The sequence below is a fragment of the Mesorhizobium sp. B4-1-3 genome, assembly GCF_006439355.1.
Classification (GTDB): domain Bacteria; phylum Pseudomonadota; class Alphaproteobacteria; order Rhizobiales; family Rhizobiaceae; genus Mesorhizobium.
In genome coordinates this window covers 1-25,487 of record NZ_VFTG01000037.1, presented here as the reverse complement: position 1 = coordinate 25,487, position 25,487 = coordinate 1, and the positions used below count along the sequence as shown (strand labels likewise).

General features: G+C 58.4%; 20 protein-coding genes. 8 read left to right on the top strand and 12 right to left on the bottom strand.

Annotation, left to right across the window (positions count from 1 at the left end):
* Nucleotides 1-4: 4 nt before the first annotated feature.
* Entirely contained in the window at nucleotides 5-1,081 is a 1,077-nt protein-coding gene (locus FJW06_RS27785) for an NAD-dependent epimerase (RefSeq protein WP_140756575.1), read from the bottom strand.
* A gap of 229 nt (nucleotides 1,082-1,310) precedes the next feature.
* Nucleotides 1,311-1,853: a helix-turn-helix transcriptional regulator gene (locus tag FJW06_RS27780; protein WP_246674890.1), complete on the bottom strand. Its 543-nt coding sequence runs from the start codon at nucleotides 1,851-1,853 to the stop codon at nucleotides 1,311-1,313.
* Between the two features lie 507 nt (nucleotides 1,854-2,360).
* On the opposite strand from FJW06_RS27780, the gene FJW06_RS27775 reads away from it, so the two are divergent.
* On the top strand, nucleotides 2,361-4,055 hold the full coding sequence (locus FJW06_RS27775; protein WP_246674888.1) for a PAS domain S-box protein: 1,695 nt from the start codon (nucleotides 2,361-2,363) through the stop codon (nucleotides 4,053-4,055).
* Here the strand turns inward: FJW06_RS27775 and FJW06_RS27770 are convergent.
* Nucleotides 4,052-4,726, bottom strand: a complete 675-nt coding sequence (locus tag FJW06_RS27770) for a response regulator transcription factor (RefSeq protein WP_140756547.1) — start codon at nucleotides 4,724-4,726, stop codon at nucleotides 4,052-4,054. The two genes, FJW06_RS27775 and FJW06_RS27770, sit on opposite strands and share 4 nt — an antisense overlap.
* Nucleotides 4,727-5,391: 665 nt before the next feature.
* Between FJW06_RS27770 and FJW06_RS27765 the strand changes: the two genes are divergently transcribed.
* From FJW06_RS27765 to FJW06_RS27740, 6 genes are all read left to right on the top strand, one after another.
* On the top strand, nucleotides 5,392-6,114 hold the full coding sequence (locus tag FJW06_RS27765) for an NDP-sugar synthase (protein WP_140756546.1): 723 nt from the start codon (nucleotides 5,392-5,394) through the stop codon (nucleotides 6,112-6,114).
* 55 nt (nucleotides 6,115-6,169) lie between these two features.
* Nucleotides 6,170-7,306, top strand: a complete 1,137-nt coding sequence (locus FJW06_RS27760; RefSeq protein ID WP_140756544.1) for a DegT/DnrJ/EryC1/StrS aminotransferase family protein — start codon at nucleotides 6,170-6,172, stop codon at nucleotides 7,304-7,306.
* Entirely contained in the window at nucleotides 7,303-7,977 is a 675-nt protein-coding gene (locus FJW06_RS27755; RefSeq protein ID WP_140756542.1) for a sugar transferase, read from the top strand. The genes FJW06_RS27760 and FJW06_RS27755 overlap by 4 nt, the downstream gene beginning before the upstream one ends.
* A 70-nt stretch (nucleotides 7,978-8,047) precedes the next feature.
* Nucleotides 8,048-9,052 (top strand): SDR family NAD(P)-dependent oxidoreductase, encoded by a 1,005-nt coding sequence (locus tag FJW06_RS27750; protein ID WP_140756540.1) that lies wholly within the window; start codon nucleotides 8,048-8,050, stop codon nucleotides 9,050-9,052.
* On the top strand, nucleotides 9,049-10,296 hold the full coding sequence (locus tag FJW06_RS27745; RefSeq protein WP_140756538.1) for a hypothetical protein: 1,248 nt from the start codon (nucleotides 9,049-9,051) through the stop codon (nucleotides 10,294-10,296). The genes FJW06_RS27750 and FJW06_RS27745 overlap by 4 nt, the downstream gene beginning before the upstream one ends.
* Before the next feature lie 13 nt (nucleotides 10,297-10,309).
* Complete coding sequence (locus FJW06_RS27740; protein WP_140756536.1) at nucleotides 10,310-11,572, top strand: polysaccharide biosynthesis/export family protein; 1,263 nt, start codon at nucleotides 10,310-10,312, stop codon at nucleotides 11,570-11,572.
* A 110-nt stretch (nucleotides 11,573-11,682) separates the two neighbouring features.
* Here the strand turns inward: FJW06_RS27740 and FJW06_RS27735 are convergent, their stop codons facing one another.
* The 9 genes from FJW06_RS27735 to FJW06_RS27695 all read right to left on the bottom strand — a co-directional run bounded on the left by FJW06_RS27735 (nucleotide 11,683) and on the right by FJW06_RS27695 (nucleotide 24,247).
* Nucleotides 11,683-13,038 (bottom strand): HlyD family type I secretion periplasmic adaptor subunit, encoded by a 1,356-nt coding sequence (locus FJW06_RS27735; RefSeq protein ID WP_246674886.1) that lies wholly within the window; start codon nucleotides 13,036-13,038, stop codon nucleotides 11,683-11,685.
* Nucleotides 13,039-13,049: 11 nt separating this feature from the next.
* Entirely contained in the window at nucleotides 13,050-14,783 is a 1,734-nt protein-coding gene (locus FJW06_RS27730) for a type I secretion system permease/ATPase (protein WP_181178631.1), read from the bottom strand.
* Between the two features lie 298 nt (nucleotides 14,784-15,081).
* A complete protein-coding gene (locus FJW06_RS27725) occupies nucleotides 15,082-15,795 on the bottom strand; it encodes a class I SAM-dependent methyltransferase (protein ID WP_140756532.1) in 714 nt (237 codons plus the stop codon).
* Nucleotides 15,796-15,840: 45 nt separating this feature from the next.
* Complete coding sequence (locus FJW06_RS27720) at nucleotides 15,841-16,107, bottom strand: acyl carrier protein (protein ID WP_140756530.1); 267 nt, start codon at nucleotides 16,105-16,107, stop codon at nucleotides 15,841-15,843.
* Between the two features lie 55 nt (nucleotides 16,108-16,162).
* Nucleotides 16,163-17,716, bottom strand: a complete 1,554-nt coding sequence (locus FJW06_RS27715) for an AMP-binding protein (protein WP_181178629.1) — start codon at nucleotides 17,714-17,716, stop codon at nucleotides 16,163-16,165.
* Nucleotides 17,713-19,731 carry an asparagine synthase (glutamine-hydrolyzing) gene (asnB, locus tag FJW06_RS27710; protein ID WP_140756528.1) on the bottom strand — a complete coding sequence of 673 codons (2,019 nt, stop codon included), beginning with the start codon at nucleotides 19,729-19,731 and terminating at the stop codon, nucleotides 17,713-17,715. The genes FJW06_RS27715 and asnB overlap by 4 nt, the downstream gene beginning before the upstream one ends.
* A 2-nt stretch (nucleotides 19,732-19,733) precedes the next feature.
* On the bottom strand, nucleotides 19,734-20,717 hold the full coding sequence (gene nadE, locus FJW06_RS27705) for an NAD(+) synthase (RefSeq protein WP_181178627.1): 984 nt from the start codon (nucleotides 20,715-20,717) through the stop codon (nucleotides 19,734-19,736).
* Nucleotides 20,714-23,449 (bottom strand): AMP-binding protein, encoded by a 2,736-nt coding sequence (locus FJW06_RS27700; RefSeq protein WP_246674884.1) that lies wholly within the window; start codon nucleotides 23,447-23,449, stop codon nucleotides 20,714-20,716. The genes nadE and FJW06_RS27700 overlap by 4 nt, the downstream gene beginning before the upstream one ends.
* Nucleotides 23,450-23,941: 492 nt before the next feature.
* Nucleotides 23,942-24,247: a VanZ family protein gene (locus FJW06_RS27695; protein ID WP_246674883.1), complete on the bottom strand. Its 306-nt coding sequence runs from the start codon at nucleotides 24,245-24,247 to the stop codon at nucleotides 23,942-23,944.
* 888 nt (nucleotides 24,248-25,135) lie between these two features.
* Between FJW06_RS27695 and FJW06_RS27685 the strand changes: the two genes are divergently transcribed.
* The gene (locus FJW06_RS27685) at nucleotides 25,136-25,318 is read left to right on the top strand and encodes a DUF768 domain-containing protein (RefSeq protein ID WP_140756524.1); all 183 of its coding nucleotides are present in this window, start codon (nucleotides 25,136-25,138) and stop codon (nucleotides 25,316-25,318) included.
* The last annotated feature ends 169 nt before the right edge of the window (nucleotides 25,319-25,487 follow it).

Genomic DNA, 25,487 nt, shown 5'->3' with positions numbered 1-25,487 from the left:
AAGCTCACACAGGCACGAGCGTTTGTTGCTCCGTCACGGATTTGGCGCCGTCTGCGTGAAAGTGCCGATACCATTCGACGAACTGGTTTACGCCATCCTCAAGCGTGGTCGCCGGCGCGAAGTTTACGGCTCGGCGGAGATCGCCAACATCGGCGCGTGTCTCAAGAACATCACCCGGAGGCAAAGGCACATCCCTCCTGATCGCTTTGCGACCCAGGGCTGTCTCAATAATCGTGATCAGCCGATTGATCTCTTCGGGCCGATCATTGCCGATGTTATACAGGCGATATGGTGCTGAGCTGGTAGCCGGATCGGCAGCGCAACCATCCCAATTGGGATCGGCGCACGGTGGCGTTGCGAGCACTCGAACCACCCCTTCGACGATGTCGTCGATGTAGGTGAAATCTCGCCAGACATGGCCGGCGTTGGACACGTCGATCGCGCGTCCTTCGGCGATGGCATGCGTGAACGTGTAGACCGCCATATCGGGTCTGCCCCATGGTCCGTAGACGGTGAAGAAGCGCAACCCTGTCACAGGCAAGCCAAATAGATGACTATACGAATGCGCCATGGCTTCATTTGAGCGCTTGGTGGCGGCATAGAAGCTTATCGGGTGGGCAGCGCCGCTATGTTCGGAAAAGGGTATTGTTTGGTTGGCGCCATAGACCGAACTGGACGAAGCGTAGACCAGATGCTTGATGCCGAAATGCCGGCAACCCTCCAGGACGTTGAGAAACGCCACGATGTTGGACTGAACATAGGCGTGCGGGTCGACAAGGGAATAACGCACACCCGCTTGAGCAGCCAGGTGCACGACATGCGACGGTTCAAGGTCGGAGAACAGAGATTGCACCGACAGCCTGTCCGCCAGATCCATGCGGATCGGCGTGAATCGCGGCTCGGCGCAGAGATGCGCAAAACGCGCTTCCTTAAGCTTCAGATCGTAGTAGGGCGTGAAATTGTCCACTCCAATTACCTGCGCACCGTGACGAATAAGCCGGGACGCCACGTGAAACCCGATGAATCCCGCGGCGCCGGTAACCAGGACAGGACCTTTCCGCGCGACCTCAGCAACCCGCATGTCCGGGCTCGATTGATCGGATTCAACTCCTGTGGAACGGGATTTGTCACGTTGAGCGTCGCGCATACCCGTGGCCTTGGAATGGTGTCCGACCATGACGAATTATCCCTGCTTCGAAAGCCGAGTTGTCGGCGTAGTGTGGGGATCGGGCAGGGCTGCGCTTTGCACCAGACCCAATGCCAGACCAATTAAATTCGGCCACGCGCCCCGCCTCGCGGTTGAGGCGGGGTCACGGCAGCACGGAAATTCGCCCCAGCAGCGCGACCAGTTCACCCTGGCGCTTGGTTTCAGTCTTGGCAAATAAGGAGGCAAGCTGAGATCGTATGGTGGTGCGGCTGAGACGCCAGCTGCGGGCGATTTCCAAGGGCGCATCCCCCTGAGCCAATCGCATGGCAAGCTGAGTTTCCGCGCTCGTAAGGCCGAACATCTTCTGCAATGTCTGAGGGTTGGCCGAGGACCGATTTTCCCGATCCAACAACGCGACGATACTCGTTCCGTCGGGAGTGATGACCCCGCCCTCGTTGAGTACAACCGGCCGGTCGTCCGTGCTGCGGATCACCACCCACGACAACGATCCTGGCAGAAAGTTGGTTTGAACGTTCGCAACGAGTCGCCTTAGCGCAGCCGTAAGCTCCGTAGCCGTACCAGCCGCGTCACCCTGTCGTTCAAAGGTGCTTTGAGCGGCAGTGTTCCACTCCAGCACCTTTTTTTCGCGATTAAGGACGAGGAAGCCACAGCCAATGCGATCGAGCATGCCGGTGACGGATTCCATGCTCCGTCGCTTTGACGCACATGCAGTTCCCTGCCTGTCCGACATGCAACGTGGCGTGCGTGCAACGCTGCCGCCGTATGCAATGCCCAATTCGATATGTTGCTTGTTCACAACGGAGTCGTTGCGCCGGTCAATGAAAGACATAGCCTACCCCACCCGTGTTTGGCCGAGTAAATTTCCGAGTTCTCTATCGCTATCTGACGTCACCCATTATCCGAGGTTACTCGCTGTGCGACGCCCGCAAAAAAGCTCCCTGCTCCCAAAAGACTTCTCTGTCTCAAGGGCTTGCATCGATTTCGCACCTGCACCTTTGCGATGTGAATAAGACCGGAGCTTCTTCTTAGCTTGATGATAATCTGGGATACGTGGCCCGCAATCCGGCAGTGGTACTAGACCGGACGGTGGCGTTCTAGGCTCGACGGGCTAATCCAAAAGTTGTAGTCTGAGGACATGGGGTTGCACCTGCGTAGATTGGTTTCACGTCTGCAAGGTATGTCGCTAGCTCACATGGCTTCCATGTCGGTGCTAATTTTTACCGTAATATTCGAAATCTCAAGTATAACCCAAGCTGAAACAGAAGAAACCTTCATCTCAGCTATTCCAGCTATAATCATCGCTGTATATCTTGTCGGACGTAACGCGGCAATCGTCGCGACCTTGGTGGCCGCCGCCGCTGGCCTGGCGGCTGCAAGAATCTTACGCGGTCAAGTTCCCGCCGAGGATTGGCTTCGGGCAATCTTCCTCCTCGTTTCTGGCTTTATGATTGCCCTCGTGTTCCACCGCTTGCGGCAGGACGTCAGTAGGGCGTTGGAAATCGCCGAAAATAGATTGAGCGCTGTCGAAGCCACCGAAAGCCGCTTCCGTTCGGTGTTCGAGCGTGCGGCCATCGGCTTTGCAAACACCAACGAAAAAGGCGAGCTTCTGCAGTCCAACCGACGTCTTTGCGAACTGACAGGATACAGCGAAGCCGAGCTTGCTCATGTTCCGCTCGAGCGCCTTGTTCATCCCGATGATCGTGCTGGCGTTGTTGAAGCGCTTGCCGATCAAGGTAGGTCCGGGACGCCATTTGATGCGGAAGTACGTTTGTTGAAGAAGGATGGTTCCCCCTTTTGGGCTCGCCTGAACTTGTCATCGTACCGGTCCGATGGCCCCCTTTCAGAGAGCGCAGTCGTCGTTGTCGATGACATCTCGGAGCGGCGGGCGGCGCGCGAGGCGATGCGGATTCAGAAGGAACGGCTAGATCTGGCGCTTTCGGCCGGGCGGTTGGGGACCTGGCAAATCGACCTCCAAAGCGAAGTCGTCACCGGTTCTGATAAATTTTGGGAAATTCTAGGCCTACCCGGGGCCACCAGTCGGCCAATGGATGAGCTGGCTGCCGTCATCTACGCCGCGGACTGGCGAAAGCTCGCAGTTCCTAAAGCATCCGGTCCCACCACAAATTATGATGTTGAGGTGAGAGCCCGGCGATCGGATGGAACTGTTCGTTGGGTAGCACTGCGTGGGCGAGAGGAGCAATACAACGATCAGCAACTGCTAATCGGGGTAGCAGCTGACCTGACGGAGCGTCGGCAGACCACGCTCTTGCGCGCCACGGTGAGGAGACGGGAACGGATCTTGATCGAGCAACGTCATCGGTTCAGCAATCTTTTCTCGGTCGTCACGGCGCTGGTAAAAATGGTTGAGGTCCCCGGGAACAGCGTCACGAAGTTCAAGGAGGACCTAGTTGATCGAATACGCGCGCTTGAGATCACGCATACGATGATCTCACGCCGCACCGCGAGTCCGATACTGCTCCAAGACCTCGTGGTCCAGGAACTTTTGCCGTACCTGAAAACGCGAACGATAAGGACCCATGGTCCTGACGTCGTGATGTCAAGCGGTGCTGCCGAAACCTTCGCGATGATTGTTCACGAGCTTACGACGAACTCCGTCAAACATGGTGTGCTTGGTGGCTCCCGGGGGCGCCTTGAGGTTAGATGGGCGTACGCTTTAGATTCAGATAGTGAGGCAAGTGCCGACGTCGTGTTCGATTGGATCGAATCGGGGAGCCGCAGGAAAGCCAAGAACATCGGCCATGGCATGGGCTCGATGATATTGGGTGTTAATACCGCGCCGCTTATTGGCCATTCCTCGAAGCTGGAGATATTCGCAGGCGGTTTGCGATATTCGCTCCGGTTGCCTCGACGCGAAATCGAATCTTAATCAACAAATCTCGAACGCCAGTTCTGTAGCGCGACGGCTGCTTCGGTGCGGTTGCGTACTCCTAGTTCACGCATTACGGCAGCGGCGTGGATTTTGGTCGTCGCTTCAGAAATATCCAAATCGCGGGCTATCTCCTTGTTTGAGAAGCCCTCGGCCATCAGCTTGAGCACATCTCGCTGCCTCGAGGTCAACTTGCTTAGGACGGTCGCTCCCATCCGCCGTTGGGTCCAGGCTCTTGCGGATTGGAGTGCGGGTGATGCTGGAGCTCCAGACGGTCGAGACAACAGCGCCGGAACATAGATGCGACCTGCCAGAATCTCGCGCACTGCCGACACCACTTCTTGGTCCGTCTGCGATTTCACGATATAGCCGTGCAGCCCGATCGAAAGGGCTTTCAATATTTCCGCCCGTGAATCATTCCCGGAAACGATTGCAAAACGGGTGTCCGGATACGCTGCCAAAACATCGCCGAGCACCTGCTGGTTGAACAGTCCCGGCATGTTCAGATCCAGTATGGCAAGATCGATTTTGTCCTGCTGAGCAAGGACATTGACCACGGCATCGAAATATCCGGCCTCGAATATTTCCGCTTCCGGGAGCTCGGCCCTAAGCGCCAAACTCAGGCCACGCCGATACAAACCGTGATCGTCTGCAATGACGATTCGATACATTTGCATTCCACCCCAACGCAGGCTCACAATCGAGCCTTGAAACGCTTATTCCGCCTTTAACGATCAATCGGGGAAAGGCCCTGGCGGTGGCCAACCGCTCGTCGAACGCTTAGAAAACTCCGCACCTCTTTGCACGCCAACATGCTTAATATATTCCTATATGGCGGAAAAATCTCCTTTTTTTTCGAGGATCCGTCAATCGGCTGGAATCGGACGGGCCTCGGCCTTGTCAGAGAGGCTGTATCTCCGATCAGGCGCGTCTGAGGCCAATTGCGAAGGTTTCGATGCGATATCAGCTGTTTGAGGGAGCGAAAAGTAAATTTCCAGCAGCTGGATTCTCGGTTCTGCACGCGGGCGCCTCAAGCCTTTGAAGGCATCATGGCCAAGCAATTTCTAGATGCGGGTGCACAGTCGCTCCCCGCGTGCCGAACACCCACGTTTCAGCGCGGAAGTTGAAGCTCAGGAGGCGATCGATCGGTGCCATTCGATTGCACGACGACATCCCCCGCCCGCTCACATACCGTTCTTCACAAGATGCTCGGACTAACGCGTAGCGCAGTTTCTCTCTGACCCATCATGGTCTGACCCATCATGGTCGGAAGGGACCCACAACGCTTCTACTCCAGGCACCGCCATGGACGTCCCAACGAGTTATGGAGGATCGGATGAAAGCGGTTATTCAATGCGGTGGAATGGGAACACGACTTCGTCCCTTCACGTCGGTTTTGCCGAAGCCTCTGATGCCAATTGGTGCCCGGCCCGTGCTCGAACTGCTCCTCAAGTGGCTCCGACGCAATGGCATCGAGGAGGTCTACATCACGACCGGATATCTCGGCCATCTCATCCGCAGCGTGTGCGGTGACGGTTCGCAATGGAATCTGAAAATACGGTACACTCAGGAAATGGAGCCGCTGGGCACCATCGGGCCACTCTCGCTTATCCGAGATGAACTGACTGAGCCCTTTATCGTGCTCAACGGCGACGTTCTCACCGACCTGAGTCTCAGCAGGTTCATAGCAGCCCACCGCAAGCACAAAGATCCGGTCACTATCGCCACCGCCAACCGGCTCATCAAGATGGATTTCGGCGTCATCGACGAAGTCGACGATGCGGTGCAGGTGTTCCGCGAAAAGCCTACGCTTTCTCATCTCGTGAGCATGGGCATCTACTGCATGAATCCCGATGTCCTGAACTTTATTCCCTCTGGCATCCCGTTCGGATTCGACGACCTGATGCTGCAGATGATGCAGCAAGGCACGGTCGTCCACATCTACAAGCATGAAGGGCTTTGGCTCGACATTGGCCGCGTCGATGATTTCCAGAATGCTCAGGCCATTTCCTGGGAGGAGCAGTCGGCTTCGATTGAAGTTGCGGCGGCGGCCGCCTGACAGATCGCGGTCCTCGAGAACCCAAACAGGATGATAATTCGGGAGTGAGGTCATCATGCTCTTGGTAAGTGCACCGATCTTGGGTGTCCCGGAGAAGGCTGCTCTGTCAAAGGTCATTGATAGCAGCTGGCTGACCATGGGCGAGCAGGTTCGATTGTTCGAAGAGTCGTTTGCCCGCATGCACGGCGCGGACGATTGTGTCGCCGTCAGCTCCTGCACGGCTGCACTTCATCTCATTTTGCACGGGCTCGGTATCGGCCCAGGCGACGAGGTGCTGGTTCCGTCTCTGACTTTCGTGGCGACCGCGAACGCGGTGCTTTATGTCGGCGCAACACCTGTCTTTGTAGATATCGAGTCAGCCGACTTGCCGTTGATGTCGATTGCGGAAGCTGAGGCTCGGTGCACGCCGCGCACCAAGGCGATAATTCTCGTTCATTTCGCCGGATATCTGGCAAATCGGGAACATTGGCAAAGGTTTGCCGGTAGTCGGGGGCTGCACATCATCGAAGACGCAGCTCATGCTCCCGGCTTGAGGGAAGTCGGAACCTTTGGCGCTGCCGCGGCCTTCAGCTTCTACGGCAACAAGAACATGACAACCGCTGAGGGCGGCGCCGTAATCGCCCAAGACCCAGAACTGCTCGACAAGATCCGCCGGGCGCGCGGGCACGGGATGACCACCGGCACGCACCAGCGGCTAAACAGCCGCACGCCGCAGTATGACGTTACCATGCTCGGGTTCAACTATCGTATGGACGAGATGCGGGCCGCAATCGGGCTCGTCCAGCTGGCGAACCTGCAAGAGTGGAACGAAGTAAGGCGCATCCTCGTCGTCCTCTATCGACGGCTCATCGCCGCACGCTGCCCGGCAATAACCATTCCATTCAGTGAATCGCGGAGATCCGCTTACCACATTATGCCGATAGTTTTGCCGCGATACGCGGACCGGCAAGGCGTTGTCGACGAATTGCGCGACCAGGGAATCCAAACCACGATCCACTATCCGCCCGTGCATCGGATGACGTTGTACCGCGAGCTTTTTCCCGGAACCCATCTGCCACGAACGGAAGACTTTGCTCAGCGGGAACTGACGATTCCGCTTCACCCGCAGATGACCTCGGCGGTGGTCGAGGCGGTTGTGGAAGCCTTGGCCACTGCGGTGAACGGCCGTGCCCAAGCGGGAACCGCCGCATGAACGCGACAGATCAATCCCTTCACCGACGCTTCGTTGCAGTCTCGGATCATGGGTTTGCACGGCGTTTGATCGACGTTGCTGTTGCAACCATTGCTGCGGTGTTGTTCTCGCCGCTAATGCTGCTTATCGCAGTCAGCCTTCTGGCCGAGGGCGGTAGACCTGTCTTGTTCGCACAGACCCGCTTGGGTGCCGGGGCTCGACCCTTTCAGATGTACAAGTTCCGCAAGTTCGACGTGCGGTGCGACCCCCACGGCCTCGCTTTGACGGTCGCCGGTGACAACCGCATGACAAGGATAGGGCGGGTGCTCGCCGCGACAAAGTTCGATGAGCTGCCGCAACTGTGGAATGTAATCATAGGCGACATGGCAATCATCGGGCCACGGCCGGAGAGTCTGGCGTTCGCCGATTGCTTCCATGGCGGCGCCGAAGCTGTTTTGCGCTACAAGCCAGGCTTGCTCGGTCCGAGCCAAATTCTGTTTCGAAACGAGGCGAGTTTCTATCCAAAATCCACGGATCCGTTGACGTACTATCGTGAGATCCTGTTTCCAGCCAAGGCCAGGATCGACCTTTCCTATTATCCGCAGCGGACTCTCGTGGCTGACGTCGTTTGGATGGCCCGCGGTTTTCTAGCCGTTATCGGCCGGGTACCGCCGTCGCCGATCAAGATCTAAGCCCGTTCAGGACTGACACTCCGGTGAGCGTCACCGTCGGAGTTGGAAATGGCAATAGGGACGATTGGTCATGAACTACAAAGCCAAAAAAGTACTGGTCACGGGCGCAGATGGATTTATCGGGTCGCATCTCACCGAGGCGCTGGTCCGCAGCGGAGCGGATGTCACGGCATTGGCGCTCTACAATTCGTTCGACAGTCACGGCTGGCTTGACGATTTGCCGGACGACGTTCGTAGCCACCTGCATCTGGTGCGTGGCGACGTGCGCGACAGTGCGTTCCTGAACAGGATCATGCGCGGCCAGGCCGTGGTTTTCCATCTGGCCGCTCTGATCGCGATTCCATATTCGTATGCAGCGGCCCAGTCATATGTGGAAACCAACGTCCTGGGCACGATGAACGTTCTCGAGGCAGCGCGGCAGTGGGATATGGAACGCGTTGTGCACACCTCGACCAGCGAGGTCTACGGCACTGCGCTGACCATGCCGATCAAAGAATCTCATCCGCTGCAGGGCCAGTCGCCATATTCTGCTTCCAAGATCGGGGCCGACATGATGGCCGAAGCCTACGCCAGGTCATTCGATGTTCCCGTCGTAACTCTGCGGCCATTTAACACCTATGGCCCACGCCAGAGCGAGAGGGCGATAGTGCCGACCATAATCAGGCAGGCCCTCGACAAAAACTGTTCGGCCATCATGGTCGGGGATACGAGCCCTATACGCGATCTAACTTTTGTCGAAGACACGGCCGCGGCATTCCTGACCGCGGGCGTGGCGGGCCTCAAATTCGGCCATGCCTACAATGCCGGAAGCCAGCGTGCCGCGACGATTGCGGACGTTCTGGATCTGGTGATCGAGTTGAGCGGATCGAGGAAACCTGTCCATCGGGATGAAAGCCGCTTGCGCCCGCAGAATTCCGAAGTGCGCGCGCTGCTTGCGGACTCGACGCAATTCGAAACCCAGACCGGCTGGCGAGCCCATACCAATCTGCGAGATGGACTGGAGCGCACCATATCGTGGTGGAGGAGGCGCCTGAGCGAAGGACGGGTGCGCCGGGAAATGGGCTACATGACATGACCCGCTGTCGCCGACATGTGTTGGCGTTGCCATTGTTTTTCGCTTTGGCGTGGTTTGATCAGCACGCTGCCGCGAGCCAGGTGAGCAATGCGTCAACGCACTTTGTCGCGACGCCGGCGATGCAGTTGCCCGACTATCTGCACCCTACGGTCGATCCCGTGTTTGGCGAAACGTTCACTCGGATCACAAAGCGCGGACCGCTTGGAAATGGGGTCGCGTGTGTGAAAGATTATTGCAGCCACCGTTATTCCAGCGCGCAGGCCTGGAATGCGGACCAGAGCCTTCTCGTCATCACCAACGGCTGCAATGGGATGTGCTTTCTTGACGGACACACATTCGTGCCGCTGCTGGTGCGCGACCGATCGGGTGAATGTGAATGGCATCCGCAAAAAGCGGATCTCATGATTTGCGTTCAAGGCCGGCGAATATCGACTTGGGCGCCGCGGACTGATCACGAGGATGTGCTGTTCGATTCAAGGGACTATCGGAATCTGCGCTTCGGACCGGGCAAAGGCAACCCGAGCCAGGATGGTAGCCGCATAGCGGTGCGAGCGATCAGATCGGACGGTGCCGAGGTCGTCTTCGCGTATGATCTAAAACTGCACAGCAAGTTGGCCGATATCGCACTTGGGCAGCTTGCCGGGAACGTTGACAGCTGTTCGATTTCTCCTCTGGGCACGAATATTCTCTGCATCCAGGGACTGGCAGATGGTACCGAACAGGCGTTTATTTTTTCGACCGACGGCACTCCGGGCCAGCAGTGGCTAGAGCATCATCGGCCCGGGCACGGCGACATGACGGTCGACGCCGATGGGAGCGAGATCTACGTAGGCATCAGCAAATCCGATCCGGACAGGTTTCAGGTGATCAAGCGCCGGCTGTCCGACGGGAAAGTAACTTCGCTTATGAAGTATGGTGAGGCCTCGCATGCTTCTTTGCGTGCCTTGAACAAGCCTGGCTGGGTGTTCCTGAGCTATGGCGGCGAACCGGACAAGGTTTCTGCCCGTCCGGAAATGGCACCTTATGCACGAGAGGTTATCGCACTGCGCCTCGATGGCAGCGGAGAGGTTCGGCGCATAGCGCAAACACGCAGCGTTGATTTCGACTATCGAAGCGAGACCCATGCCTCGCCGTCACCTGATGGCTCGCAGGTAATCTGGTCCAGCAACTGGGGCGTGCCCGGCGGACCTGTTTATGACTTCGTCACCCGTGTCGACTGGTCGGAAGAGCCGAAGTCGAACTGAATGGAGATCAGCTATGGCATTCGCGAAGCGAAACGTTCTTGCAGCGCTTGGTGTGCTGGCCGCGATCGATACTGCTTTCGCAGCGGACACGGCAACCGCTTATAAGCTCTCCCCCGGCGACGTAGTCGAGATTGGGATTTCTTCTGTACCGGAACGAACGCAACGTGCCGTAATCCAGCTGGACGGTACGATCGCGCTCCCCGAGGTCGGGATGATACCAGTCGGAGGCCTGACCCCTGCCGAACTGCAGGCCCATGTGGCCGCGATCCTGCCGACCAAGATACTCCACCAGCGTATGCCTGACGGGCGGGAGCAGATGATCGTTGTCAAACCTGGTGACGTGACGGCGACAGTCGCGGAATATCGTCCGGTATATGTGACTGGAGACGTGCTCACTCCGGGTCAGCAGGCATATCGACCCCTCATGACCGTGAGACAGGCGGTTGCGGTGGCGGGCGGCCTCAGCCTTTTGCGGTCACGATCGAACCAGGCAGGTCCCGATCCGGTGGATTTGCAACGCGACTATCAATCGCTTTGGGGAGAATACACCCGCGACTATTTCCATGGTGCTCGCATTCGCGCCGAACTGCAGGGTCAGGCGAGTTTCGATACAAGGCCGCCGCAAGGATCACCCTTGTCTGCCGCCTTCAACTCGGCCATTGCCAAGGCTGAAGCAGAAGCGCTGAAGATTTCTCTCGACAACTTCCAACAAGAACAAGACTACGTTGAACAGGGAGCAAAGGACGCCGCGACGCAGATCGAGGTTCTGACCAAGCGCGAGCAGGTTGAGAAGGACGGGGTCAAGGCGGATGAAGACGATCTGGCGCGGGTGACCAAATTGTTCCAAGCGGGCAACTTGACCAACGCCAGGCTTTCGGACGTCAGGCGCTCCGCGCTTCTCTCTTCCAATGGGGCGCTTCAGACTTCGGTCGAGCTGATGCGGACGCGACGCCTGCAGGAAGACTATCTGAGGCAACGCGCGCGTAATGAAAACACGCGAAAGATCGGTTTGCTGACGGAGTTGAGGGACACTGATGTACGTCTTGCCGACACAACGGCGAGGCTCCAGGCCGCAAGTCAGAAGCTGCAGCCCGCCGGCGCGTCAGCCCTGCCATTGCCGGTCAGCGGAGAAGCCATCCAGGCCCAGATCACCATCATACGCAGGATTGGTGAAGATTGGCGCAGGCAATCCGTCGAAGAAGATTCAGAAGTGCTTCCAGGGGATACGATCGAGGTAAGATTCAGCAGCGATCTGGGACGCGTGGCAAGCCAGTAGGCTATTGGTGCGTTCCGCCGTTTCACGGAAACGGCGGAGCGCACTATCTCTTTATTTTACGCAATTCCGGGCGGAAAACCGCTCACACTTTTCCTGGAATTGTGGTCCCGCTATTGTTTGAAGGCCCGGGAAATCTGATCGGTCAACGGCTTAAGCAGATACGACCAAACACTACGCTCATCTGTGCTGATGTGAACTTCGGCAGGCATGCCCGGCTTGAGGATTTTCTCACCTTTCAGGCAGGTGGCTTGGTTGTCGACATGGATGCGCGCCGAAAAATAGGAAAGCTGGCGTTCCTGATCCTTGATCAGATCCGCAGAGATGCGCTTGACTGAGCCCTCGCAGACAGGTGTGGTTCCGACGTCGAAAGAGGGAAAGCGGATCGATACCCGCTGGCCCGGCTGAACGTCATCCATTCGGGCTGGCGGAATGAGCGCATCCACCACAAGGTTGTCGGTGTCGGGCACGACCACCATAAGCGTCTCTCCCGGGGCCACCACACCGCCGACGGTGTGGATCGAGGATTCCTGTATCGTCCCGGTCTGGGGTGAACGAATATCTGTCCTGGCGAGCTCGTCGTCCGCCACTATCTTGCGCTCCTCGAGTTCCGTGCGCTTCGCTTCATTTTCGCGAAGCTCGCTCGTCACGTCGCTGCGCATCTGCTCGTCGAGCTGAAGTGCCTGCAAGTCGGTTTCACTGATATGGGCTTGCACCTCGGCGATAGCTGCAACGAGTCGCCCAGACTCGCCGCGTGCGCGAGCCTCTTCCAGGCTGACGTTGCTCAATCGCTCCTTGGACACCAGTTTCCTGGAGTAAAGAGATTGGACGTCGGCGAGGCTGTGGGTAAGGAGGTCCAACGAGTCATTCGTCGCGGCAAGCTGAGCCTTGAGGCCATCAATCTGGTGCCCGAGCTGCATCGAGCGGCTTTGCAACTGAGCTTTCTGGCCAGCCAGTGCCGTAGCCCGGCTTTCAAACAAGGCGCGTTCACCGTTGACAAGAGCAGCTACCCGCGGGTCGGCCATTCTCGCGCGCAGATTGGGAGGAACCTGCATTTCCGACAAGCCTTGCCGCTCTGCTTCGAGCCTGGCCAGGCGGATGGTGACCCGGTCAAGATCCTCACTGACGATCTGCAGGTTTGAACGCGTGAGCGTGTCGTCAAGCCTTACCAACACGGTGCCAGCACGCACATGGTCACCGTCCTGGGCGAAGATCCCGCCGATGGTGCCGCCGGTCCGGTGCTGCACTTTCTTTACGCTGCTTTCGACCACAACGGTTGCCGGCGCGACCACGGCGCCAGCGATCTTGGTTAACCCCAACCACATTCCTCCGCCGACGACAAGAAAGGCGGTGGTTGCTAGGCCCAGAACCAGGTTGGTGCGGATACCATCCGGATCAATGGTCAGCCTCGTTCCGAGCCAGTGTCTCCTGTCGTCGACACGGGCATGAGAAATAGTTGCGTCAGACACGGAATGAGACCTCAAGCATGGCCGCCTGCATTTTTCTGCAGCGGAACGACTGCCGGCTGAGGGAAGGGTCGCACGACATTCGAGAGAACATCTTCTCGCGGGCCAAATGCGTGAACCATCCCGTTCGACATGACAAGTACCTGATCAATATTGACCAGCGCAGAGGGGCGATGCGCGACGACGACGACGATACCGCCACGCTGGCGCACCGCCAGGATCGCCTCCGCCAGCGCAACATCGCCGTCTGAATCCAGGTTGGAATTCGGTTCGTCGAGCACGACAAGAAACGGATCGCCATAGAGTGCCCTGGCCAGTCCGACGAGTTGCCTCTGCCCGGCCGACAACGCCGTCCCGCCTTCGCCGATTCGTGTTTGGAACCCTTGCGGCAATCGCATGATCATCTTGTCAACGCCGGCCGCCCGAGCGGCTGCCATGACACCTCTCGGGTCGCTCTGCCCCCCAAACCTCGAGATATTGTCGGCGACCGTTCCGTCGAAGAGTTCGACATCCTGCGGCAAATAGCCGATATGAGCGCCCAGCAGTTCCGAACTCCACTGATCGAGAGCGGCTCCATCCAGGCGTACGTTTCCCCGAATCGGCCTCCATACCCCGACAAGACCACGCACCAGTGTCGTCTTGCCGGAGCCGCTAGGGCCGATGACCGCCATCCCTGCACCGCTTGCCAGGCGAAAGCTTACATTGAGAATCGTTGGCCGTTGTGTGCCCGGGGGCGCTATCGTCAATTCCTCTACCGAGAGCTGTCCCTGGGGACGCGGCAGCTCCATAAGGCTCTTTTGGTCATCGAAATTATCCAGGGCCGCGACCAAGTCGGAGTAACTTCGGCGGGCAGCCAGAAACCCTCTCCAGTTTGCTATGGCGGCGTCGACCGGCGCCAGGGAGCGGCCGAGCAATATGGAGGATGCGATGATCACGCCAGGTGAGGCCTCGCCCCCGATCACCAGATAAGCGCCGAGCCCGAGTACACTCGATTGCAAGGCCATCCTGAGCGTCCTCGACAATGACCCTGCTCCGCCCACGATGTCGGAAAGCAGCTCCTGGTTCTTGAGATATGAGCGGCTGACTTCTGCCCACCGTCGGCCAAGCCTGGCGGAGAGACCCATCGCCTGGACAACTTCCGCGTTGCGCCGGCCGGCGTCCGCAAGAACGCGCTGGGCGACAAGTGTTTCAGAAGCCCTTGTCGCCGGCGCGCGACCAACAATTTCCGCGACCACGGTCAAAAAAACGACAGCCGCTGCGCCGATGGTTGCCATCAGTCCAAGGGAAGGGTGCAAGAGATAAATCACCACCATGTAAAACGGTATCCACGGGGCGTCGAAAACAACTGTGGGACCCAGGCCGGAAAGAAAGCCACGCAATTGATCCAAGTCGCGCAGCGGCTGCACCCGGGTTGCATCCTGACCGGCAATGAGAGGCGCAGACAGCGAGATGTTGAAGGCCTGTTGCTGTAGATTTCGATAAAGGCGATTGCCTATACGAACGAGCAAGCGAAGGCGCACGAAATCGAGCAGTCCGTAAATGGCATAAAGACCCAGCATGCCGATCGTAAATCCGACGAGCGTTGGAACGCTCTGCGATGGCAGCACGCGGTCATAAACTTGCAGCATGTAGACGGAGCCCGTCAGGGCCAGAATGTTAATCACTGCCGAAAAGAGACCGACGCCAAGCAGCCCATGCCAGCAGCCCGACAGAGCTGATGCGAGATGTTGCGTGTGGGATTTCTTCACGACGTGCCAATCTCCAATTGAGATTGTCGCACGAGCTCACGGGCTCTCTGAGAGTAGGACACGATCTTACCTTCCGTTGTGATCCCGCCCACCCCGAACATTAAACCAAGCTAACATTCGCCAATTTTTATCAAAATGCAGCAAAATCGTGACGACCGGCCGCTAAATCGTTAACGACCCCGACAAGCTGGGGATAACTACCCGGGGGCGTTCGGCCTTGGCGAATATGTGATGGAACGGTCGCTGCGGCGCCGCTGTCAAACAATTGGGTGTGCGTTCGAGTCGCAGTCAAAACCGATCAGGCTTCCGGCGCTGATGGTCCGCTGCGGCTCTTCATATAAGCGAAAACCACGCGGCCTTGGCCAAGCTCGTTGGCGACCACGCTAACGTCTTCATAGGACTTCGAGCGGTCGAGCAGACCCATGACTTGTCGATCTTGGCCAAGGCCGACCTCGAAGAGCAGGATGCCGCCAGGGCGTAGATATTGCTGCGCGTCTTTTACCACCCGCATATGGATGCTCAGTCCATAGGGGCCAGCCACGAACGCTTCGCGCGGCTCCAGGTCGATCAAGTGAGAGCGGTCGCCCTCAAGGCGCTTTTCCGAAATGTATGGCGGGTTGCAGACGATCATGTCGATCGTGCCAGCCAGTTCCAGGCCCGAGAAAGCCTCGAACAGGTCCCCTTGATGCACCGCAATCCGACCGGCCAATCCATGAAAGGCTACGTTACGACGCGAAACCTCGACGCATCCATCCGTCAAATCGCTCGCCCAGATCCGAGCGGCGGGGGCGTAGTGCGCTATGGCGCAGGCCAGATTGCCGGCGCCGCAGCACATGTCGACTATGCGAGGCTCGGCGATCCTCAACTGATCCAGGGCATCGAGGGCTGTTGTGCCCAGCAACTCGGTCTCGGGTCGCGGTACGAGTGCGCCAGGCCCCACGAGCAATTCCAGCCCCATGAAGGTGGTATGCCCTTTATTGTAGGCATTCTCGACGCTGATTTCCCGACTCACGACAAACCCGCTTTCCCAACCGTCTCGTTCCTGAGGCAGCTGCGATCAGTTCTTTTTCCGCATGACGTATTGAGCAATTCCGTGGACGGAATCGAGGTTCTCAGGCAATAGCTCGCTATCCTCAACGGTGATGCCGAATGTTTCTTCAATGAAGCCGATAACCTCGAGCACCCCCGTGGAATCGACGATACCCTGATCGAGCAGAGACGCATCGTCTTGCAGGGCCTCGGCGTCGGCGACGTAGAAGTTCGAGGCAAGGAAACCACGAATCTGCTCGCTGTAAGTCTCCATCGGATCTTTTCTGGACAACATGTTATTTCTCCAGTTGGTGCATTAAGCTCAATGAAAGGTAGTGTTGAAGGGTGTTTCAGGACAAAGCCGTTTTCTTCAGCTTCCCCGTATCTGTCATCGGCAGGCTGTTCACGATGACGATGGATTTTGGGACCATGAAGTTTTCCAGCCGCTTTTGACATTCCTTCTGCAGTTGCTTCTCATCAGTGGCCCTCCCTTGCTCCATCACGACAAACGCCTTCACGGCTTGCCCGAGAAGTTCGTCCGGGACGCCGATCACGGCTGCTTCCCTGACTCCCGGAATGCCGATAAGCGCGTTCTCAACCTCCTTGGGCGCGACCTTCTCGCCGCGTGATTTGATGATCTCATCGCCGCGGCCGACGAAATAGAGGTAGCCTTCCGCGTCAATCCGGCAGTAGTCGCCGGTGTAGAGGACCTGTTCACCCGGCAGAGGACCGGGTCTGAGCTTTTTCGCGGTCGCCTCAGGCTTGCCCCAATAGCCCTTCATCACGGTCGCGCCGCGGATGACCAGCTGGCCGACGACGTCGGGGCCAACCCGCTTGTCGTCCTCATCGACAATCCACATTTCTGTATTCGGGATGGCTATTCCGACACTCAACGGCTTTCGCTCGAGATCCTCTGGCGGCAAGTAGGTGCAGCGCTTGCACTCGGTGAGCCCGTACATCGAATAGATGCGCGCGCTGGGAAACAGGTCTTGGAGCATGAGAATATGCTTCAGGGGCAGGGCGGCCGCCGTATTCGTAACGTAGCGAATGCTCGAGAAATCCTGGTCCTTCAGCGATTTGAGCTCCGAGAGCGCGGCAAAAATGGTAGGCACGCCGGGGAAACCCGTGACCCGCTCTTGCTTGATCAATCCAAGGATCTGCGCCGGAAACGCGAACGAGCGCTCGAGCACCAGGCGGGCGCCGGTACGGAACGCCATGATCATCTGATAGAGGCCGTAATCGAATGCCAACGGCAGGACATTCAGGATTACTTCGTCTTCAAGGAGCTCAAGATACGACGCGATCGAGCTGCAAGCCGCCATCATGTTTCTGTGCGTCAGCATCACGCCCTTGGGCTCGCCGGTAGAACCCGATGTATAGATTATGGCAGCGAGGTCGATGTCGATGCATCTGCGCGCCGGTGCCGCGCTGTCGCCGGCGATCGCAACGTCCCAGCGCACCGCATGAGGCAGTTGTATCAACTCGGCGTCATCTATCGGCCCGGATACAATCATTCGGCGCAGAGACGGGCAGTTGCGAGCCGGCTCGCTGAAGATGGAAGTCAGATGGTTGTCCGTTATCAGCGCGGTCGGCAGACAATCGTTGAGCAGGTAATGAAGCTTGTCGCTCTTCGTCAGCGGATTGACGATGCACACCACGGCGTTCGCTTTGAGTACGGCCCAGAAGCTGACGACCGTTTCGACCGTGTTGTCTGCGAAGATCATTACGCGATCGCCGCGCGCCACTCCCGCATCTGCCAGATGTTGTGCAATGCCGTTAGCTCTCGCCTCGATCTCGGCATAGGTGAGGCGTTGCCCGCCGCAGACCAGCGCCACCTTGTCGCCGAGTCGGTCGGCCGAGTATCTGAGATAGTCATGCAACTGCGGAATCGCGCCGTGCATCATGCCAACACCTCTTCCCTGACCTGGTAATCAACATCGACGCTGAGCGGAATCTCTCGAGTGCTTCCGGGGCGGCGCGCGATAAACTGCTGGTGGAGAAGTTGGGTCGACAGCACGCCGACCAGCGCCATGTTGTCGGAATTGGAAAGATCCTGATCCGTGGCTCTGGCCTGACACTTGCCCAGCAGGCGCGCGACCGGCTCAGGGTCAAAGACATTTGCCTCGCGCAATGCTTTTTCCGAAAGTGCCTCGCGCACATAGGCCGGTGCGTTGTGGCCAACGAAGCATTGAGCGTTCGGCGCCCTGTAGGGCTGTTTCTTGCGGGCTACGACTTCCCGCGGCAGCATCGGCTCGGCCACTCGCTTCAAGACGTGCTTCTCATCCAGGACGCGCAGCTTGTATTCGGCTGGAAGCGAGTTTGCGAGTTTTACAACGTCATCGTCGAGGAACGGGAAGCGCCCTTCGACCGAGTTGCCCATCAGCATTCTGTCTCCCTGCGAGGAGAGCAGATAGCCCGACATCAAGGTCTGGATCTCGATATACTGGTCCTGCGCGAGAGAGCCCCACCGCGAAAATTCGGCGGGCAGGCGCGCGAGGAACTCCGCTGCCGCACTGTTCGGCTCCGTCATGGCTTTCATATCGGCGGACAACAAGCGCTTCAGAGCGCTGGTGGTGCGCCAGCGGGTGTCGTGCGCGAAGCCTGGCTCATCATGAGCTTGGATATCGTGACCGAAGAACTGGCGTGCCATTGCTTGCTGCTGCACCGGGGAACGCGTGAGATAGGGGTACAGGCGTTCCAGCAATCGCGCGCGTCTCGTGGAGGATGGTTGACGTCCCCAGAAGCGGCGGACCTTACCTTCCCGGAACAGGTCGTAGCCGGCAAACATTTCATCCGCGCCTTCGCCCGTCAGCACGACCTTGATTCCGTGCTTCCGTACCAATCTTGAAAGCAGAAGAAGTGGCGCCGGCGCGGTCCTCAGGATCGGACGTTCGGCGTGGTAGATCACATCTGGAAAGGCGTCGGCGATGTCGCTGCGGGAAACCACCACCTCGTGGTGCTCGCTGCCGGTGACGGCTGCCACCAATCGCTGGTAACGGGTCTCGTCATATTCAGCATCGGCAAACCGTAGCGAAAAGGTCTGGAAGCGGCCGCCCGCGATGCGGCTTGCCAGCGCGGCGACAAGCGAGCTGTCGAGTCCGCCGGACAGATAGCAGCCAACAGGCACATCCGCCTGTTCGATGCGCAGTGCCGTCGCAGTCTGCAGAGCCTCGCGCACTTTGTCGACGGCATCATCGAGCGAGCCCGCAAATTCATTCCGCTCGTCAAATGCCTCAGGGTAGCTCGGTTTCCAGAAAGCCTGCTCACGAACGGTTCCGTCTTCATAGACGCGAACGTGTCCAGGCTTGAGTTCCTGAATTCCTTTGAACACGCCCTGCGGCGGGACCACCGTCCAGAGCGTGAACGTCTGATCGATGCCGGCTGGATCGAAGGCTCGCGGCAAAGCCGCGTCGGCTGCGAAGATGGCCTTCACTTCGCTGGAAAAATAGAGGCGCCCGGCGTGCTCGCAAAAATAAAGGGGGCAAATGCCGAACCGATCGCGCGATAGCACGAGCCGACCGGCCAGCGAATCCCAGATCGCGATCGCCCATTGCCCGTTCATGCGCTCAAAAGCGGAGTTACCCCATTCGCGGTATGCATGAACCGCCACTTCGGTATCGCTCTGGGTGCGGAAGCGGTGGCCGAGCGCGACCAGCTTTTCGCGAAGCTCGACATAGTTGAAAATCTCGCCGTTGAAGACGATCCAGGTCTTTTCGCCCATGTCGGCAAGCGGCTGTTGCCCACTCGAAAGGTCGACAATGGAAAGGCGTGCGTGGGCCAGCCCCGCGCGATTGTCGCGGTAGAGGCCGTGTTCGTCCGGACCACGATGCGTGAGCGACCCCGCCATGCGCAGGAGCGCCTCGCGTGAAGGCCGCGCCGCGGTAGCGCCCAGCGCCACGATTCCGGCTATGCCGCACACGCTCAGCCCTCGTCCATCTGGATGGCGGGCAGGGGTCTCGCGTGAAGATAACGCGCCGCGCGCCGCTTGCTTTCAATGTCCTTGAAGACTTTCTGAACCTCGTCGGGAGTGAGGCCGGCGACCGCTGCGACCTCGTTGGCGGCAATGCCGTGGTTCAGGCCATAGAGGCACAAGTCCGTCAGATGATATGGCAATGCGAAATAGAACTCCTCCTGGCTCTGCGCCATGGAGAACGTATCCGTGGTCGGTGGCCTGCGCCGCACCTCGGGGTCTATCCCGAGATACTCCCCTAGTTGATAGACTTGCGTCTTGTAGAGGTGGACGATCGGCAACACGTCCGCGACTCCATCGCCCTGTTTGACGAAAAAGCCTTGGTCGTGTTCCAGCCGGTTTGGCGTACCCGCCACCGCGTAGTTGAGACGGTCCGCATGGTAATACTCCGTCATCTTTCGCACGCGTTGCTTGTAGTTGGTGGCGGCGACGATTTGCAGATAGGTTGCGGGTGGCAGTCTGACGGTGTCGACTTTGCCGTCCGGATCCTCCACCGTCAGCCTGGTGATGTTGATGCCGTTGCTTTCTAGAACCGATGCCATCACCAGCTTGCATTTCCAGCCTTGACCATAGGCAGGAACGACGGTCCGGATCGCCTCGATCTGACGCGAATAGGCACCTATGCCCTCCAGCGCCGGCGTGATGTTTTCAACGATCGATTCGATACCAAGCTGCGATGCAACCGCTCGGCCAAGTCGCAGCGAGTCGCCGGAAGAATGGGACTCCGGCATGAATAGGCCGAGGACCTTATCTTTCCCGAACGCGCCGACACAGAGGGCTGCGACAACGGAGCTGTCGATGCCCCCGGAGAGGCCGACAACGACGCCTCGGCGCCGAAGTGTGCCAAAGACCTGTTGGCGCAAGGCTTCTACGATGCGATCGACCTCGGCACGAGCATCGAGCACCAGGGCATCCTTGCCAAACCCCGAGATCACGTCGATGGCCGTTCCTCCTTTTGGCGAGATTCTTCTGGCAGATAAGTTCGGGCCACGGCCGCCTCGATGAGCGGACGGTTCGTATCGACATTGGGTTCCGAAACCATGTCGATGTGGCTGCCGACGATAGGGATCACATCCAGGTCTGCGAAGGCATTGTCCCACCCGATGGCGCGAGGCATTCCGGGACGGGCGCAGCGAAACAGAGTGCCGGTGATCGGTAGTCGGGGTCTTGGCATCAGCAGCCACTGAAAGAACGCTTTTGCCCTCAAGACTTCCTGAAGCTCGAGCTTGGCCCTGAAGCTGGTCGCGTTGAATTTCTCCTGGGCGTAGCGATCAAGCAGGCGGGCCAGTTGCCTCTCGTAGCCCATTCGGACCACGACTTTTGCAAGGGCGCGGCAAGCCATTCTGTAGGCGGTAATACGATTGGTTCGGATTCGATGAATGGTGCGGACGACCGTCTCTCGGTAAGTGCTCCGCTCACCGAGAAGGCTTGTGTCGAGAATGCCCAGAAATTTCACATCCCGCCCGGCAGCCAGCAGCCTTGAAGCAACTTCAAAAGCAACGACGCCGCCAAGCGAATGACCGAGAAGTCGCACGTTACCTTCAGGCTGGGCGCGGCGTATTTGGTCGAGCGCGGCCTCGGCCATATCTGCGACCGAGGTTTTTCCCTGCAATATCATTGCCAAAGCAGGATACCTGACGGGGATAACCCGGGCGGTTCTGCCCATGGAGGCCGCAAAGGCGGCGAGGCTGGGACCATAGCCGACGGATCCAGGCAGCAGAAAAAGAATTGGCGGATGCTCCTTGCGCGAGCTGGCCTGTTCATTACCTGCCTTCGCGGCCGCGACGGCTTTCACCATTTCCTCGAAATTCATTCCGACGGTGAAAGGTTCTAGGTCGATCTCCAGGCCGAGGACGCTTTCGATCTCCATCACGCAATGCAACAGCTTCAGCGAATCGCCGCCGGCGTCATCCCAACGTCCCGAGGCAACGCGCGTGTTCAGAATCTTGGTCCAAGCACGTTGCACGATGTGCTGGATAGTCCGTTCGTTTCCTGTATTCGGAGCCTGGACGATGCGTTCCTGCCTTACGCTCGCCCCGTCCAGCTCGGCGAGCCTCGCCATATCGACCTTCCCGCCTGGCAAGCGCGGAATTTCCGCAATCGCGTGCAGTCTCAGTGGGCATAGGGGCGGCGGCAGCGTCGTTCGGGCAAGATGGCGAAGATCGTCCGCGAAGTTGGAAGTGGCCGGCCCGCGAGGTACGGCGAAGGCGATGAGTTCAGTGGACGCCGTCACAATCGCCACGGCGTCCTCAACGGAAGGCGCGCCACGCAAAACCCGTTCCAACTCAGCGGGTTCGACGCGTCGGCCGTTGATTTTGATCTGACGCCCCTTGCGCCCCATGATCTGCAGCAGGCCATGGTTGTCCAACTGAACAAGGTCACCTGTTTCGAAGATGCGGACGGACGGGTTTTCGGGGTCCGCGGCCACCGGCACAACGACGCCGTTCTCCCAATGGCCAAGCAACACATACGGACTCTTTATGACAAGCTCTCCAGTGCCGCCGGGCGGGACCGAGCGTCCTTCCTCGTCGACAATCGCGAACCCAATCCCTGGAAGGAGCCATCCGACGGGAACCGAAGCATCCTGCTGCGGCCAATCGGTCGGTACAAACCATTGTGATCCCGTGGTCTCGGTTGACGAGTAGCCGATCTGGACCAGGCAGTTGCTTGAAACGGCGTCGCGCAGCAGCTTTATGTCATCCCACGAAACTTTTTCGCCGCCGATCCGAGCGACCCTGAGACTGCGGAATGCGTCTTCTGATTTGTTCGCCATGAGCGCACGCAGGAGAGCTGGCACCAGGTAAGTGACAGTCACTCCCTCGGCTTGCATCCGGTGTAAAACCGCGCGCAAGCCCACGGCTTCGACCTCAAGCAGATGCAGCGTGGCCCCTGTCAGGAGTGCGGTGAGCACCTCTCGACACCCAGCGATGGTGGCCGGTCCCGTGAGAGGCAGGAACACGTCCTGCGCGTTGATGTGACAGGCGTTTACATATTGCTGAACACGCCATAGCAGGCTGCGTTGACTGTTGACGATGCCTTTCGGCCGACCTGTACTGCCGGAAGTGTAAAGAACGATCGCGGGTGCATCGACGGATACTGAATGGAGCTGGGGAACGCGATTGTTCTTCGGTTCGCCACGGGGCGAGACATTTATCCAGCCGACATCCCGCGGCAGGCCAGTGGGCCGGACATCCCCATCCCCTATGACAGTGGATAACCGCGCCTCCGACACGATCGCATTAATCCTGGTGTCCGGATCCCTCGTGTTGAGGGGTACCATGGGCCGTCCGGCGGCCATGCTCGCCAGCATCGCCAATGGGAAGAAGGCCGTATTCGCAAGAAGAATACCGACGGCGTTATCGGCGGGAGTGATGGCCAGGATGCGGCTGGCCAGTATTTCGACAGCCGAGACAAGTTCCGAATAGGTGAAGCGGGTGGTTCCGTCGGTAATCGCCAGTTTTTCGGGATATTGACTGGCCACACTTCTCAAATGATCGAAGATGGCAACATCGGCATAACCGACATCCATGCGCTGATAGGGGCGCAGGACAGGGCCGCCCTGGTCGAGCGCGTATTCAGGGACATTCGTCCATTCGCAATATGGCAATTGAGAATCCGTCCGCGGATGCTCAATCGCGAGTTCCGATCCGGAGTAGGCTGGTGACATGACAGGCTCACGCTATGGATAGCGTCAGTTATCGCCGTCCGCCCAAACCATTTCATCGATCATTCTGATGATGCTTGCGACGCCGGAGGTGTACATCGAAAATCGATTCTTCCTCAAGGCGGCGGAGCGGTCAGACTTAAGAACAGCTAATACGACATGGGAGCTGATGCCGCGGGGCGGTCAGGCAGATTTGCATTCCGAATGGCTCGGGCCGGCGCCTCGGTCTCCGTTGCCTCGAAGCACGCCGCGTTCGGACGGCTTAACGCGCGTCGCGATCTTTCAGGTTCGCTCCATGCGCTTAAGCATTGATTTGCGCATGTCTTTGCCCCGAAACCGGTTGCCACTTTCGGGAGACATGCTTTAGCACGCGAGATCCAGCGGGAAGATATGGCGATAGCGACAGCGTGCCGCGCGCGAACGAACCCGGCTGCTGTCCTTCGGACGGTCTTTTGGAAATTGTGCAATCTATACGAACGGTTGCAGCGATGGCACTCAACGAGCTCCGCCAGCGATCCTGTTTGTCCCCGCGGCGATGGCCAGCCCGAAGATCGCGCCCGCAAGATCAGCAATCCAGTCGAACACGTCCATGTCCCGCGCCACCAACGGCGTGGCCTGAAGAACCTCGATCGCCGCACCTACAAAAAGGACGAAGACAATCAGCCTCAACTTTTGCTGGGGCCAACCGAAACCGCCAAGGAACGCCAAAGCCGCGAAGGCGGCGGCGTGGTTGAGCTTGTCGTGGCTGAACGTGAAACCCATACCCAGCATCTCGAGGATGCCGCCCGGCAGCAGAGCCAATGAAACAATTCCCACCAAGGCGAATGGAAAGGCCGTTCTCGCCACCAGGGAGCAGGTGTCCGTTGCCAGCAAAGTTACTAGCCCTTCAGTCGAACCTGCGGAAGCTCGCAAGCCGAGGCAATTCTCCCACTTAGCGCTACGCAGGCGCATCGGCTAAATGAACGAGGCCTACGAGGAAATCTCGTGGGCCTTGTGGATACTGGCCCGCGTTGCCGCAGCGGACCGATCAGCCGCAATGTGAAGAGATTCACCTAACCAGGCATCTGGTTGCGCTATGCTCCGAGGAGAATCGCAACGGTTGGGACACGGTCTGGTTAGCGGCTGGTAGCGGCTAACCGCCGGGCCTCGCCAGAGAGGTTTTCGCAATCTCACTAGGTAAGGAGCATCCGTTCGGGCCAATTCCCGGGCGAAACATGCGAACGAAGCTCGTGGTGCTGAATTTTATTAATGATGGCATCTGCTGCTTAGAGCGCGCTCTTGGGCCGACAGATGCGAGAGGGGGCGATCGGTGGAAGCCCGGCCCTCAAAATCACGTCACGCCATCGCGGGCGTGTCACTTGGAACGAGGAAACCGTCTTCTAACAGTTCCAGAGCATCCAGTGCTTCTTCGACCTGCAGATGGATCAAAGGAGTTCCGTCAACGAATAGAACTTTTTGGTTGCCTACATCGTAGACTTCCCAAAGCCGGTCCATTCCGCGTCGGATAGCGTGCCGTCGTTCCATGCGGGGACAATAAGAGCCGTAAGCGCGTTTGAACAGGGAACGATTCCGGTGGCGGCAAATTATAGTGGGGATAAACGTGTCGAGTTTGATTGCACTTCATCGTGCATACAACCCTGGTGTGGTTTCACAGTGAGTGAACGGGGCCTGAAATTCCTCCAGGAGTGGATGGATAGCAATCTGCCACATCATTCATCATCTGATACGACCCTAGCCAAAGAGCTTGCGAGGCGATTGGCTGGCGACGCAAAAAAGGCTGGAATCTCTTCAGAAGAGATTTCAGAGGAGGTCGGTAGCATCTTCTCAACGATGCTTGAGGCGCTTGGAAATAGTTATCTGGAGCCTGATTGACGCAAGGTACGGAGCCGAAGGAAGGTTCAGCCCGCAAGCGGGAAATGCGGTTGCCCTGTCAGACATGTGACAAGATGCCAGATGGCACTTACGCCGCCATCCTGCCGATGGAGAAATACTCGATGCCGTAGCGGGCGATCACCTTGGGATCGTAGAGATTGCGGCCGTC